This window comes from Paenibacillus sp. FSL R7-0312, assembly GCF_038004445.1.
In the GTDB taxonomy this organism is placed as follows: Bacteria; Bacillota; Bacilli; order Paenibacillales; family Paenibacillaceae; genus Paenibacillus_AQ.
Genome location: NZ_JBBORE010000001.1, coordinates 668,532 through 683,193, shown reverse-complemented (window position 1 = coordinate 683,193; position 14,662 = coordinate 668,532). Strand labels below are relative to the sequence as shown.

Genomic DNA, 14,662 nt, shown 5'->3' with positions numbered 1-14,662 from the left:
ACCTATTTATTACATGCTTCATTACCCATAAGTCAAGGAGGCTCTTCCATGAAGAAAAAAGAGATGGTAGCCATGCTATTGGCGGGAGGCCAAGGAAAAAGATTGAAGGGATTAACCAAATCGATTGCCAAACCGGCTGTTTATTTCGGAGGAACCTACCGCATTATCGACTTTCCTTTAAGTAATTGCTCGAATTCAGGTATCGACACAGTGGGTGTACTGACACAGTATGAACCGCTGGTGCTGCATTCGTATATTGGAGTCGGCAGTGACTGGGATTTGAACCGCAAGGACGGCGGGGTGTTTGTATTGCCGCCGCATGAACGGGAGAATGGAAGCAGCTGGTACCGGGGCACGGCTGATGCGATTTACCGCAATCTTAAGTTTGTTGATCAATTTGATCCGGAGCATGTACTGATTCTGTCCGGTGACCATATTTACAAGATGGATTATCATGCTATGCTGCAGTACCACAAATCTAAGAACGCCGACTGCACCATCTCGGTCATTGACGTGCCCTTGGAGGAAGCGAGCCGCTTCGGCATACTGAATACGGAAGACGATCTCAAGATTTACGAGTTTGATGAGAAGCCTGCCAAACCTAAGAGCACACTTGCTTCTATGGGTGTATATATTTTTAAATGGGATGTTCTTCGCAAGCATCTGCTTGAGGACGGGGAGAACGCCGGCTCGTCCCATGACTTCGGGAAGGACATCATTCCGCTGATGCTGAATGACGGAGAGTCCCTGTATGCTTATCCTTTCGAAGGCTACTGGAGAGATGTCGGTACTGTAGACAGCCTGTGGGAAGCGAATATGGATCTCCTTAGTGACACTCCTCCGCTGAACCTGAATGATACCAGCTGGAGAATCTTCACCCGTAATCCGAATCAGCCGGCACAATATGTTGCACCGGGAGCCAAGGTGTCCAGCTGCATTATTAACGAAGGCTGCATTGTATACGGCGAGGTTAAGCATTCGGTACTGTTCTATGGGGTAGAAGTGGGCGAAGGCAGCGTGATTACGGATTCTGTAATTATGCCTAAGGTGAAGATCGGCAAGAATGTAAGAATCCACAAAGCCATCATCAGTGAGAGCACAGTCATTGAGGATTATATGGAAATCGGCGTCAACCGGGAGAATGAGGACGAAATTCTGCTGATTGACAAACGCAGCAAAAAAAACAAATCCGTAGCAGCCAAAACCATATAACCACAGAGGGCGGGGGATACCGATGAAAGAGCTTATGGGCGTAATCAATCTGGACCATGAACTGGATAATTTAAATGAACTGACCTATTTCCGCTGCGGGGCAGCGGTCCCGTTCGCCAGCCGCTACCGACTGATCGATTTCGTCTTGTCCAACATGATGCGTGCGGAGCTGGAGAGCGTGGGACTGTTTGTCCGCCGCAAGTACCGCTCGCTGATGGACCATCTCGGCGACGGGAAATCTTGGGACATGAACCGTAAGCACGGCGGCTTGTTCATTCTGCCTCCGGACTGGAATGATCCCACGGACACGTCCCTTGGCGACCTGCAGCATTATCATAACAATCTGGATTTCTTCAAACGGGCTTCTGCGAAGTATATTGTGTTCTCCGGCAGCCAGCATATTAACACAGTTGATCTGCAGGAGGTGTACCAATTCCATCTGGAGCAAGGCGCTGATGTGACTATGGTCTATAAACAGATTGATGAGCTCCAGCCGGAGCATGATCCCTGCCTGCGGGTTGAGGTAAATGAAGACCATACAGTAACGAATATTCACCATGAGAAGCATCATCCCAATGTATATCTGGATATTTTTATTATGGAGAAGAAGCTGTTCCTGGAGCAGGTGGAGCATTGCATCGCCCATGGCGAGAGCTATTTCTTCCGCGATGCCATTCAGAAGAACCGCCACAAGTTCAAGATTGCCGCATATGAATACACGGGTTATCATTCCGTTATCAATTCGCTGGAGAGCTACTACAAGAACAGCCTGGAGCTGCTGAAGCAGGAGAATTATTTCGGCCTGTTCAAAGAGAGTCCGGTCCAGACCAAGATTAAATATGAAGCCCCTACCCGTTATCTGGATAGCGCTTCAGTCAGCAATTCACTTATAGCTAACGGCTGTATTATTGCCGGAACTGTAGAGAACAGCGTGATCTTCCGCGGTGTGCAGGTCCGCAAGGGAGCCAAAATCATCAATTCAGTAATCATGCAGAAATGTGTAATTGAAGAAAATGCCGTAATTGAGAATGTCATTATGGACAAAGACGTGCATCTGAGCAAGGAACGGATACTTGTCGGAGACAGCAGACGTCCGTTTGTCATTGCCAAGAGCAGCAAGATATAATATCTGGATCAGGGGAACTGTGCAGTGTGGCAGTTCTTCTGATCCAGTGTTGTAATACGCAATATTTTCCCACAAATACAAGCATCTGTTAGGAGGAACCTGCTGTTGTTCAACGATAAAGAGACTTTCAAACAAGTGTTCCGCGAGAAACTCATCGGGAAATTAGGCAAACCGCTGGAGGAAGCTTCAAACGCCGATATTTACAATATCCTCGGTAATATGATCCGCGAGAATGCCGGCAAGAACTGGGCGGACACCAATCAGAAGTTCAAGATCGATCAGGATAAGCAGGTCTATTATTTCTCCATGGAGTTTCTGATCGGCAGGCTTCTGGGCAATAACCTGCTGAATATGGGTGTGCTGGAGGTTGTCCGTGAAGGTCTCTCGGAGCTGGGCTTCTGCCTGCAGGATATCGAGGAGGTTGAAGCGGATGCAGGGCTGGGCAATGGCGGTCTGGGCCGTCTGGCCGCATGTTTCCTGGATTCGCTCGCCTCACTGCAATATGCAGGGCATGGCTGCGGCATCCGCTATAAATACGGCCTGTTCGAGCAGAAGATTGTAGACGGATATCAGGTAGAGCTGCCGGACTACTGGCTGCAGAATGATAATGTGTGGGAAGTCCGCCGTGAAGACAAACAGGTGGAAGTGCATTTCTGGGGACATGTGGATACCCGCTGGGAGAACGATGAGCTGTTCTTTGAGCATAAGGACTATGAAGCCGTGAGAGCCGTTCCGTATGACATTCCTGTTATCGGGGCAGACCGCAGGCATGTGAATACACTGCGCAACTGGAGTGCAGAGTCGATCACGCAGCCTTCGAGAGTATTCGGTGCGCTAGGGGGGACAGATTATCACAAGTTCCTGGAGTACAAGCGCTCCGTAGAATCAATCTCTGAATTCCTGTATCCGGACGATTCACAATACGAAGGCAAGCTTCTCCGCCTGAAACAGCAATATTTCCTGTGTAGTGCTGGACTGCAGAGTATTCTCCGTACCTTCGCCAAGACAGGTGCTCCGATCGACAGCCTGCCCGATAAGGTAGCCTTGCACATTAATGACACGCACCCAACACTGGTTATCCCCGAGCTGATGCGTATCCTGATGGACGTACACGGTCTTGGCTGGGATCAAGCCTGGAGCATGACCACACGCATGGTATCTTATACGAACCATACCATTCTGAGCGAGGCGTTGGAGAAATGGCCGCTTGGCATGGTTAAGGAGCTGCTTCCGCGCATCTTCCTTATCATTGATGAGATCAATGCCCGTTTCTGCGGCGAACTGATGAGCAAATATCCAGGCGATCAGGACCGGATCAATCAGATGGCGATCATTCATGATGATCAGGTCCGGATGGCGCATCTCGCCATCGTGGCCAGCCACAGCGTAAACGGCGTAGCGGCGTTGCATACGGAAATTCTGCAAAAGCGTGAGATGCGCCTGTTCAATGAGATGTATCCGCACCGCTTCAATAATAAGACCAACGGCATCACACACCGCCGGTGGCTGCAGCATGCCAATCCTGAGTTGGCCGGACTGATCAGCGAATCGATCGGCACCCGCTGGATTCATCAGCCGCAGGAGATGATCGGACTCATCAAATACAGTGAGGATACCTCCTTCCAGGAGCAGGTGGCTGCAATCAAACGCCGCAACAAGCTGCATCTGGCTGACTACATCTACGGGAAGCACGGTGTCCGGGTGGACCCCGACTCTATCTTCGATGTGCAGGTGAAGCGGCTGCATGCGTATAAGCGCCAGCTGTTGAATGTATTGCACATTATGCATTTGTATAATCAGATCAAAGACAACCCTTCGCTGAACATCGTACCGCGTACGTTCATCTTTGGTGCCAAGGCGGCTCCGAGTTATCATCTGGCTAAGCGGATCATTAAGCTGATAAATACGGTGGCTGATGTAGTGAATAAGGACCCGGACATTAACGGGAAGATCCGCATCTTCTTCCTGGAGAATTATTCGGTATCACTGGCGGAGAAGATTATTCCGGCAGCCGATGTGAGTGAGCAGATCTCTACAGCGAGCAAGGAAGCCTCCGGTACCGGGAACATGAAATTTATGATGAACGGTGCGCTGACCGTCGGGACAATGGACGGAGCCAACGTAGAGATGCATGAAATGGTGGGAGATAATAACATGTTCCTGTTCGGTCTCCGGGCAGAGCAGGTCATGGACTACTACCAGTACGGCGGTTACCACGCCCGCGATATCTACAATGGCGACGGCCGGGTGAAGGAAGTATTGGATCAGCTGATTGTGCCTGGACCGTTCTGCGCTCATGCCCAGGAATTCGATACGCTCTACCAGTCGCTGCTTGATAATAATGATGAGTTCTTCGTCCTCAAGGATTTCGCCAGTTATGTGGAGACCCATGTCAAGATTGACCTGGCCTACCGCAACCAGAAGGAATGGCTTAAGAAGTCAATTATCAACATCGGCCATTCCGGCAAATTCTCCAGTGATAATACGATTGCCCGCTATGCCTCCGAGATCTGGCATATCCATCCGGTCCAGGTATAACGCTGAGCTACAGGTTGAATCTCCGCGAGTAGGAGCTTCAGCCTGTACTAATTCTGCACATGAAGAAGCCGCTCCATCAGCAGGACATTCCTGCAGTGGAGCGGCTTCTTCATGCTCAGGCTTAAGGAGCGGAAGAGAATTACAGCACCTCGGATACCATGGCTGCGAACCGTTCAAGGAAACGGCGTTCCTCATCGTCGAAGCGGTGTTTGAGCGGGCTGTCGATATCCAGTACGCCGTACAGGGCATCCCCCTTAACCAGCGGAACTACGATTTCGCTGTTCGAGGCAGCATCACAGGCAATATGCCCCGGAAAGGCATGGACATCGCCTACGACAAGGGTACGGCGTTCCGCAGCCGCTGTTCCGCATACGCCACGGCCAAGTGGAATACGGATGCATGCCGGAAGTCCCTGGAACGGGCCCAGAACCAGCTCTTTGCCGTCAAATAAATAGAAACCGGTCCAATTCGTGTCCGGTAGAGAGAGCTTTAACAGAGCCGAAGCATTGGATAAGTTGGCGATAGCATTGGGCTCGCCCTCCATAAGTGCCCCGAGCTGGCTTAGAACGGCTTCAAACCGTTCGCTGCGGGTGCCATCATAAGGCATGGCTTGAAACATGAAGCATCACCTTCCTGTACCTTGAGTCAGTATGAATCCATAACTGTTAACTAACAAGATAGTACAGCGGAGCGCAATACGTCAAGCAATAACGGATTTATCCGGTTAGTGGAAAATAAGGAAGATGTATGAATTATCTCCGGTCGGATGTTTCCGGCAACCCCGGGCAGGGTAATGCTTTTATAAATATACCGAAGGCTTATAGCCGGAAGGAGTGGAATATGCGCGCCGACGTACAGAACTTGTTTATTGGAATCCATATGCTATATTTCGCACATGAGAGGAATCTGACACTGACGGAGATGCAGCCGGAGCTGGAGGATCTGGGGTACCGGGTAGCGGAACGCGAAGTGAAACAGGAGCTGGAACGGCTGACCCAGGAGAACTTTCTCACGGCTCATGGTGAGGCATACAGCATTACCGGAACGGGGATAGAGGAATTCAAAGCGATTCAGGCCAAGCTGGGAGTGCTATGTACCGAAGTGCTCAAGCCGGTTAAGGCTGCGGGTACATCGGGTTAATTCTACATCAAGTAACCATTCATGTTCAGGAAACGTACAGCGTCTGATCGCGCGGGAGCAAGCCGCGTGGAGCAGGCGCTATTTGTGTGGAATTCGGATTCATGTTAGATTTCGCTTAAGGGAATGCTTACACCCTGATGTATACTTATTAGGATGAAAGGGGGCGGGAAGATGTATACATGTGGCGGAGTCATTCCGGAATTAACCGGCCGGAGAGTGCGGCTCCGGGCTATGGCTGCCGGAGATGCAGGAGCGCTGTTTAAGATCTGGTGCCATCCCCAGGTTGCGCCCTGGCTGGACGCCCCTTTCTTGTCCTCTGCAGAAGAAGCGGGAGCACTGATTGCTCTGCTGGCACAGATGGCCCTGGAAGAAGAAAGCATACGCTGGAGTATTCTGGGGCTGGATGGGGAGGTTATCGGAAGCTGCGGCTATAATCACTGGCAGCTTGAGGGTGCTTACCGGGGGGAGATCGGTTTCGAGCTGTCACCTGCCGCCATGGGTCAGGGGTATATGCGGGAAGCGCTGGAGCTTATGCTGGACTTCGGCTTCGGCAGCATGGGGCTGAACCGGATTGAAGCCTTATGCCATCCTGACAACATCCGGGCTGAGAAGCTGATTACAAGGCTCGGCTTCCGGCAGGAGGGGCTGCTTCGGCAGTACCGGCATACGGCTTCCGGCTATCAGGATGTAAGGATGTATTCCTTGCTGCAAGGAGAGAAAGTGCGGGCCCTGAGAACATAGAGAGAGGATTTGGATTCATTGAAGTCACCTGGTGAAACTGAACGCAAGTTAATTTTAATTGGAGTACTGCTGGCCACTTTTCTGGCTGCAATCGAAGGGACGGTCACGGGACCGGCGGGACCGGCCATTGTCGGCGATTTTCAGGGAATGCAGTGGCTCAGCTGGATATTCACCGCTTATCTGCTGTCTATGGCCGTTACGACACCTATTTTTGGTAAGTTAAGTGATCTGATTGGCCGCAAGCCTGTGTTCATTGGCGGGGCTGTGGTCTTTCTGGCAGGCTCGCTGTTATGCGGGATTTCACAGAGTATGCAGCAGCTGATTATTTTCCGGGGGATACAGGGGATCGGGGCGGGTGCGCTCATTCCTATGACTTTTACGATTATCGGGGATATCTACAGCATTAAGGAACGGGCGAAGACTCAGGGGCTGCTCAGCTCGGTATGGGGGATTTCCTCCCTCGTAGGACCGCTGCTTGGCGGCTACGTGGTTGATTATTTGAGCTGGCGCTGGGTGTTTGTCTTTAATCTGCCTTTTGGGCTGCTATCTATTATATTCATCTCGCGGTATCTCAAGGAAGAGAAGGTCCGGCGCAAGACGAGAATTGATGTGGCTGGAGTGCTGCTGTTCGCGGCAGGAATGGGAGCACTGCTCTTTGGTCTTACGGCGGGAGGGCAGAGTCTGGCTTGGAACTCTCCGCTGCTGCTGGCTATCTTAGCGGGGGCTGCTGTGCTGCTGGCCGTGTTCCTGTTCGTGGAGCGCCGTGCTCCCGAGCCAATGCTGCCGCTGGAGCTCTTCTCTATCCGCAATATCGCTGTCTCTACAGGAGCTAACCTGATGGTCAGCACCTTAATTATTGGGCTGTCTACGTACGTACCGCTGTGGGTGCAGGGCGTCTTCGGCAAAAGCGCGGCCCTCTCGGGCCTGCTTCTCGCCCCGATGTCGGTGGGCTGGATGCTCGGCTCTATCGCTGGCGGAAGAATGATTCTGCGCGCGGGTACCCGCCGTACAGGGATGCTAGGGCTGTCGCTGATTGTTGTTGCAGCGGTAGGGCTGACTCTGATGAACGGGGATTCGTCCCAGCTGCTGCTATTGATTCTGATGCTGTTCTGCGGCGTAGGTTTTGGTTATGCTTCTACAGTCTTTACGATTATCGCGCAATCCTCTGTACAGCATGAGCAGCGCGGTGCGTCAACGGCCCTGAATACCTTCACCCGTTCACTCGGACAGACGGTGGGGGTGGCGATCTTCGGGTCGTGGCTGAACTACAATATCGACAGGAAGCTGGCGGAACAGTCTGGGGCTGCTGCTACAGGGGCTGATATCAACCAACTGCTTAACCCGCATAGCGGGAGTACCCTGTCTGCTGAGGCCTGGGGCAGTCTGCACGGCGCGCTGGAGAGCGGCCTGCACTCGCTCTTCATTGTGATGGCGGTCTTTGCTGTGGCCTCCCTGGTTATTTCTGCAGGGCTTAATAAAGGGCTGCCAACCATTCAAGAGGGAAGTACCGTGTCCAAGCCGTAATCTTCAATCCTGCTTGTTCATAACAAAGCGGCAGCGCCATCCATCCGGATTACGCTGCCGCTTTGTTATCTTTATATCATGCAGGTTAGTGAATAGATTCACAACCATATCTGCCTTAACTGCGCTTATTTGCGTGGAAGCGGGGAGAGCTTCTCAGCCTGCAGGCCCATCTTCTTCAGAAGAATAATCATTTGTTCCTTTTCTTCATCGCTCAGTCCGCTGAAAGCCAGATGCAGGCGTTCCGAATACTTCGGGTACATCTCGTTCATCAGGCGTTCGCCTTCTACAGTCAACTCGGCAAAAATCACACGTCGGTCACTCGGGCAGGGCTTGCGCTGCAGGTAGCCGCGTTCTTCCAGCTTGTCGATTACGTAAGTAACGTTGCCGCTCTGCAGCAGAAGCTTGGCGCCGATCTGCTGGATAGGCTGTGCCCCCTTATAATAGAGGACCTCCATAACGGCGAAGGCTGTAGGATTGAAACCTTCAATCTTGCTGCCGGTAACGGCGTGTTCGTTAATGCTCTTGAAAGACTTGGCAAAAACCCTGTACAAATGCAGTGTCAATTGAGTATCGCGTTCATAAGATTGTATCATGCTTCTCCACCTCTATTGTTAATCGTACGGGCTTCCCCGCACGGTTTGGAATACTGCTTTTCTTGATCTAGCTCTACATTACTTCAAACAAAGAATGAAGAACATGTCATTTGTCACAATAAGCACACTTTTAATTATTAAAAATCAAACAATTTTTTGAAGGTGCATAGCTGCTGCGGATTTCACACGATTTTCACATGGTGATCGTACCAAAGCTGTAGCACAGGGTTGAAAATAGCGGTATCCGGCGCGGATTTGAGGTCTGTCCCCGGTAATTCGTATAATGGGGATAGAGACCAGGCCGCTGACAGATAGCGGTGGTGAAATTTTTTGCAGCATAGACCCGTCTATGGTGTTATGATCGCATTACTATGAACGATTGCCTAGGAGATGGAGAGTCATATGAACCAGATTACGAATTATTACGAAGAGCGTGAAGACGATGAGGATGTCGTGCTTGATGTTGTGATTGAGGAAGCCGGTTATGAAGCAGGAGATATACGGATATCAGGGATTTCCTTTCAGGTGCGTAAGGGCGAGCTGCTTGGATTAATCGGACCGAACGGCGCCGGCAAAAGCACCACGATCAAGACTCTGCTCGGTCTGCTGAAGCATGCCAAGGCCAAGGTGAAGCTGGGCGGCGAGAACAAGTCCTATGCCTATGTACCGGAGCAGCCGGTATTCTACGAAGATCTGACACTGTGGGAGCATCTTGATCTCGCGGCCGCAGCCTACGGGCTAAGCTATGATACCTTTGAAACTACAGCGGAGCGGCTGCTGATCCAGTTCGGCATGGAAGGCGTACGCAATGATCTGCCTGCCGGCTTCTCCAAAGGCATGAAGCAGAAGATGATGCTGATGCTGGGCTTTCTGGTCCAGCCCGATGTCTATATCGTGGACGAGCCGTTCATCGGGCTTGATCCCCGGGCAACCAAGGATTTCCTGCGCCTGCTTGAGGCGGAGCGCGAACGTGGAGCCGGTGTGCTGATGTCTACGCATGTTCTGGATACAGCGGAGAAAATCTGTGACAGCTTCATACTGATCTCCGGCGGCAGAATTGCTGCCGAGGGCACATTGGAAGGTATACGCGGAGATGCAGGGCTGCCGGAGGGGTCGTTGTTTGATTGCTTCGACGAATTAACATGAGCAGGAATTCATTTGCGTTTCCTACAGCTGCGGCTCTTTTCCGGCGCCGGCTGGCTTCCCACTTCCGTGAGCAGTCTACTATTATCCGTACAGCTGTGGACTGGACCGTCCTGCTGTATATTATTATCCCGGGAGGCTTGCTAGGCGGACGCTTCTACTATGGTTACTGGAACGGGGAGCAGCCAGCATGGATCAGCTCTGTCCCCTATTTGCTCGTACCTGCGCTGCTGGCCATTCTGCTGGCTACTGGAGGAATCGTATTGCTGCTGCAGGAAGGTGACTCGCTGTTTCTTAGACAGCGGCAGAACTGGATCAGCACCATTATCCTGCGGGGAATGGTCTACAGCCTTGCGGTAACCACGCTGAAGATGGGGGCGGCTGTTGCCGTTCTGCTGCCGTTTCTAATCAAAGGGTTCGGAGTCAGTGCGGCAGGGGCCTACGGGCTGCTCGCGCTGACGGTAACTTGCAGCTGGTCCGTTAAGCTGCTGGGCCATATCGTTAAGGTACAGCGGCAGGGCTTCCGCCGCTGGCTGTGGCTGATTCCGGCTGTCACGGTGCCCTGCGGAGTCTATCTGCGTCTGGCAATCCTCTGGAAGGATAGCCCCGTCCTGCTGTTCATTGCTGCTGGCGGATTCGCCGTGATCGCAGCCATAGTGTTCAGGGCCCGTCTGCGGCTGCGCGGCACCTTCATGAACGATGTGCGCGAAGACTACAAGCAGCGGATGAAGATAGCGGCCATTCTGCTGCGCGGTGTACTGGATAAGCCGCGGCCTACAAGGTATAAACCGTGGATCTTCCGCAAATCGCAGCCGCTGCTGGCCTCCAAGGAACCAGAGAGCCGCTTCTCGGCGGCAGCGGTCAAAGCGATGCTGCGCAATCCGGCCCATTTCAAGCTGTATTTGTCGTTTACCGGCGTGGCGCTTGTGGCCATCTTTATTGTGCCGGTGGTTCTGAAGTGGCTGCTGTTTGCCATCCTGACTACACTGATGGCGTATTGGCTGTCTTCCTTCTGGCTGCTGTTCTCCGGCGATGACTACATCGGTATTCTGCCGTTCACCAAAGCACAGAAGGCGGATGCCGGTTCCAAGGCTATGCCGATTCTATTAATGCCGTTTGCAGTCCTCAGTGCAGCCGTTGTCTGCATCCCCGTGTATGGCTGGTGGGGGCTCCTGCTCTTTATACCGGTAGGCGCTGCGGCAGCCATCTGGATCGCCCGTATATTCAGTGTCATGCGGTTTGCCAGATAACATACAATAAGCCTTCCTCCGTAACCTGGAGGAAGGCTTATTTATTTACAGGAATGAGCCCGGGAACCGCAGCGGCTGCTTATCCGCGCGGCTGCGCGGCCGCATGTTTGCCGGCTGTGTATCCGGTCGAGAAGGCTGCAGTAATGTTATAGCCCCCGGTATATCCGTGAATATCCAGAATCTCGCCGCAGAAATACAGCCCCTGCGTTAGTTTTGATTCCATTGTTCTCGGATCAATCTCCTTCAGATTCACCCCTCCGCCAGTCACAAAAGCTTCCGCCAGGGAACGCGTTCCGTAGACCAGTACCGGCATCCGCTTCAGCAAGGCAGCCAGTGCCTGAAGACCGGTCCGCGGCAGGTGATGCCCTGTAACCTCACCGTCCAGTCCGCTTTTGGCCAGCAGCAGCGGAATCAGGCGCTCAGGCAGCAGGCCCTTCAGTGAATTGCGGATGGCCTTCTTGGGCTCCAGCTCCAGCTTATTCAGCAGCAGGTTCTCTGCCTCTTGCAGAGTCAGGTCGGGGAAGAGGTCGATAGACAACTCTACGGTATCTATACCTGATTTCTTCTGAACCTGGCGCAGGAACTGGCTGCAGCGCAAGGCGATCGGGCCGGACAGCCCGAAATGAGTGAAGATCATATCTCCGCGGTGGGAGATCACCTTCTTGCCCTTGGGATTCCAGACCGTAAGACTCACGTCACGCAGGGATAAGCCCTGCAGCTCACCGGATTTAATCCATTCCTCCCTTGAAAGGATTGGGACCTCCGTCGGGAATAGCTCCGTGATCGTATGTCCTGCAGCAGCGGCCCACGGATAGCCGTCACCCGTAGAGCCGGTCTGCGGCACGGATTTGCCGCCGGTAGCGATAATAACGGCCCCGGCACTGAAGGCTTTTCCCGATTCCAGACGTACGCCCGTGACCGCACCGTCCTCATAGATAACCTCGCGCACCGGACTGTCTGTCATAATCTGCACCCCAAGACTGCGCACTTTGCCAACCAGCGCGGAGACAACACTTGCAGCCTTGTCCGATACAGGGAACATCCGCCCGTTGTCCTCTTCCTTCAGGGCGATACCGAGGGCTTCGAAGAACTCAATAATATCCCGGTTGTTGAAATGATCGAACGAGCTGTATAAAAATCGGCCGTTGCCCGGAATATGGGCGATCAGCTCTTCAGTTTCCTTAATGTTAGTAACATTGCAGCGCCCGCCGCCTGAGATGCCCAGCTTCCGCCCCAGCTTGGCACCTTTATCAACCAATAATACAGCCGCCCCGTGTCCGGCTGCGGCTACGCTGGCCATTAACCCGGACGGTCCGCCTCCAATGACGATTACATCATAATTACTCATAACTCTGCTCCTTTACATGTTGCAACACTCTTCTAACGGCATCATACCATTCCAGCCGGAGTGTAGCCAGGCCCGGAGAAATCTGATGTGTTTGTCGTTGTCAGGAGTGCGCGGTTGTGCTTTAATCTAAGGGGATAGGGTATATTGTCCAAATTGGGGAGTGATTGCAATTACTCATGCGGTTAAGGATATTTTATTGCAAATATCGGCTGCGTGCACCTTCCTGTTTCTGTTTCAGTGGCGTTTAGATCAGGGCCATTTCACACGCAGAAACCGCAGATTTCCGGATGACCAGACTTTTCTGATAATATGCTGTGCACTCGGGGTTACATTGTGTATGGCCTTGTCGACTACAATGTTCGGAGTAGTGTATCTGAATCTGGCTATCCTTCCGGCGTATATAGGGATCTTGTACGGGACTTTTCGTTCAGGAGCTTACCTGGCAATGTATTTCATATTTTGCACTGCACTATTCTCGGTTCCTTCAGGATTTGAACATCTCATATTAAATACGGGAGGCCTGCTCTATCCACTGTTGTTTGGGATGGCCAAGCCCTTTAAGCATGCCACCCTAATCCATAAAGTCGGCATGCTGTGGGGCGCCTTATTTCCCAGTATGCTGTTCATTGTAATTGCACCTAGGATGCAAGGGCATATTATTCTTAACACACCCCCCACTGAAGCGATTCTGTTAGGGGTGTATTTATTAACGGCTGTTATTTTGGGCGGACTGTTTATTGTATATATTGAAACGGCCTGGGATAGGCTGCAGGTCAAGGAACGGATGAAAGGAATCTCCGAGAAATTCCAGTGGGAATCGGAGAAGCTGCAGCAGATTACCAATGTGGTGCCGCTGAATATTATGTCGTTTGATGACAACGGATATGTGACAGAGCTGAATGAATATATGCTCAGCCTGATACAGCGCCATTACCCCCATTTAACCAGAGAGATTATATTATCCCAGCCGGCAGACCAGGTCTTCGGTAAAAGCATGGATCGGGAAATCTATGAACGCTTACGGGGAATTCTGCTGAACAAGCAGCGCTCCAATGCCAAGATCAATTATGATTCCATGACCTATCATATATTTACTGCGCCACTAAAGCATGAGTCCGGTGTTCCGGGCGGCATTGTCATGATTATACAGGATCTTACGGAAGAGGAGAAAATCCGCAGCGAGCTTGATAATGTTGAACGTCTGACACTGGTCGGGCAGATGGCTGCCGGGATTACCCACGAGATCCGCAACCCCATGGCGGTAGTGCGCGGATTTCTGCAGCTGATGCGGGAGAAGAGTCCGGAGGACCTGCACTCCTACTATCATATTGTTATGGAAGAGCTGGACCGGGCCAACAGTATCATCAATGACTTTCTGTCACTGGCCCAGAGCCGGGTATCGGAAAAGGAGATGGTCCAGCTGGAGCTGATTTTGGAAGAGCTTACCCCCTTAATCTGGGCAGATGCCAATCTTCGCGGCCAGAGTGTTGAGCTGAAGCTTAGCCCGTCACTGCCGCCCCTGCGGCTGAATGTCAGGGAGATCAAGCAGCTGATTCTTAATTTGGCCCGCAACGCCATGGAGGCGATGGACGCCAAGGGTGTGCTGACGCTGGAAACCTGTGAGCAGGAAGATACCGCGCAGCTGATCATCACGGATACGGGAAGCGGTATTCCGCAGAGCCAGCTGAAGCAATTATTCACCCCGTTCTACACAACCAAAAGTCAGGGTACAGGACTTGGGCTCCCGCTGTGCTTAAGTATCGCCGAACGGCATAACGGAACCATTCATGTGGAATCCGAAGTGGGAAAAGGAACCTCGGTCATCGTTACGATCCCCTTTGAGCCCGAGAAGGAACCCGCTGAGATTGAAGTCTATTCTTAGGGATTCAAGGCTCGAACTATGCCATATAGCGCTGCCGGATAACGGCTTGGAGGCAGGCTGCTTCTCTTGCTTTCACTGAGTATGTATGTATAATAAAGTTAGCAAGTAGTACAGTAACGCGGCGATGTTATCCGGGTTCTGACAACTATTCAAAGGGTAAAGGAG

12 protein-coding genes are annotated in these 14,662 nt (G+C 52.1%); 9 read left to right on the top strand and 3 right to left on the bottom strand.

Annotated elements, in window-relative coordinates:
• Nucleotides 1-48 precede the first annotated feature (48 nt).
• The 3 genes from MKX70_RS02840 (at nucleotide 49) to MKX70_RS02830 (ending at nucleotide 4,876) form a co-directional block, all read left to right on the top strand.
• Nucleotides 49-1,212 (top strand): glucose-1-phosphate adenylyltransferase, encoded by a 1,164-nt coding sequence (locus tag MKX70_RS02840; RefSeq protein WP_042232313.1) that lies wholly within the window; start codon nucleotides 49-51, stop codon nucleotides 1,210-1,212.
• 22 nt (nucleotides 1,213-1,234) lie between these two features.
• Complete coding sequence (glgD, locus tag MKX70_RS02835) at nucleotides 1,235-2,338, top strand: glucose-1-phosphate adenylyltransferase subunit GlgD (protein WP_042232315.1); 1,104 nt, start codon at nucleotides 1,235-1,237, stop codon at nucleotides 2,336-2,338.
• A 105-nt stretch (nucleotides 2,339-2,443) separates the two neighbouring features.
• Nucleotides 2,444-4,876, top strand: coding sequence for a glycogen/starch/alpha-glucan phosphorylase (locus MKX70_RS02830; RefSeq protein ID WP_340781105.1), 2,433 nt, complete (start codon nucleotides 2,444-2,446; stop codon nucleotides 4,874-4,876).
• Nucleotides 4,877-5,015: 139 nt separating this feature from the next.
• On the opposite strand, the gene MKX70_RS02825 is transcribed toward MKX70_RS02830, so the two are convergent.
• Nucleotides 5,016-5,495: a GAF domain-containing protein gene (locus MKX70_RS02825; RefSeq protein WP_340839532.1), complete on the bottom strand. Its 480-nt coding sequence runs from the start codon at nucleotides 5,493-5,495 to the stop codon at nucleotides 5,016-5,018.
• A gap of 221 nt (nucleotides 5,496-5,716) precedes the next feature.
• Here MKX70_RS02825 and MKX70_RS02820 point away from each other — a divergent pair, with 221 nt between their 5' ends.
• From MKX70_RS02820 to MKX70_RS02810, 3 genes are all read left to right on the top strand, one after another.
• Nucleotides 5,717-6,016 (top strand): hypothetical protein, encoded by a 300-nt coding sequence (locus tag MKX70_RS02820; protein ID WP_039309934.1) that lies wholly within the window; start codon nucleotides 5,717-5,719, stop codon nucleotides 6,014-6,016.
• A gap of 171 nt (nucleotides 6,017-6,187) precedes the next feature.
• Entirely contained in the window at nucleotides 6,188-6,757 is a 570-nt protein-coding gene (locus MKX70_RS02815; protein ID WP_340839531.1) for a GNAT family N-acetyltransferase, read from the top strand.
• A gap of 18 nt (nucleotides 6,758-6,775) precedes the next feature.
• Nucleotides 6,776-8,281: an MDR family MFS transporter gene (locus MKX70_RS02810; RefSeq protein WP_445323638.1), complete on the top strand. Its 1,506-nt coding sequence runs from the start codon at nucleotides 6,776-6,778 to the stop codon at nucleotides 8,279-8,281.
• Nucleotides 8,282-8,406: 125 nt separating this feature from the next.
• On the opposite strand, the gene MKX70_RS02805 is transcribed toward MKX70_RS02810, so the two are convergent.
• Nucleotides 8,407-8,874, bottom strand: a complete 468-nt coding sequence (locus MKX70_RS02805; protein ID WP_039309924.1) for a MarR family winged helix-turn-helix transcriptional regulator — start codon at nucleotides 8,872-8,874, stop codon at nucleotides 8,407-8,409.
• 402 nt (nucleotides 8,875-9,276) lie between these two features.
• Between MKX70_RS02805 and MKX70_RS02800 the strand changes: the two genes are divergently transcribed.
• Nucleotides 9,277-10,020 (top strand): ABC transporter ATP-binding protein, encoded by a 744-nt coding sequence (locus MKX70_RS02800; RefSeq protein WP_340839529.1) that lies wholly within the window; start codon nucleotides 9,277-9,279, stop codon nucleotides 10,018-10,020.
• Entirely contained in the window at nucleotides 9,999-11,267 is a 1,269-nt protein-coding gene (locus MKX70_RS02795; RefSeq protein ID WP_340839528.1) for an ABC transporter permease, read from the top strand. The genes MKX70_RS02800 and MKX70_RS02795 overlap by 22 nt, the downstream gene beginning before the upstream one ends.
• A gap of 79 nt (nucleotides 11,268-11,346) precedes the next feature.
• Here MKX70_RS02795 and MKX70_RS02790 read toward each other — a convergent pair whose 3' ends face one another.
• Nucleotides 11,347-12,615 (bottom strand): BaiN/RdsA family NAD(P)/FAD-dependent oxidoreductase, encoded by a 1,269-nt coding sequence (locus MKX70_RS02790; protein ID WP_042232331.1) that lies wholly within the window; start codon nucleotides 12,613-12,615, stop codon nucleotides 11,347-11,349.
• A 445-nt stretch (nucleotides 12,616-13,060) separates the two neighbouring features.
• Here MKX70_RS02790 and MKX70_RS02785 point away from each other — a divergent pair, with 445 nt between their 5' ends.
• Nucleotides 13,061-14,497: a two-component system sensor histidine kinase NtrB gene (locus MKX70_RS02785; RefSeq protein ID WP_052415943.1), complete on the top strand. Its 1,437-nt coding sequence runs from the start codon at nucleotides 13,061-13,063 to the stop codon at nucleotides 14,495-14,497.
• Nucleotides 14,498-14,662 lie beyond the last annotated feature (165 nt).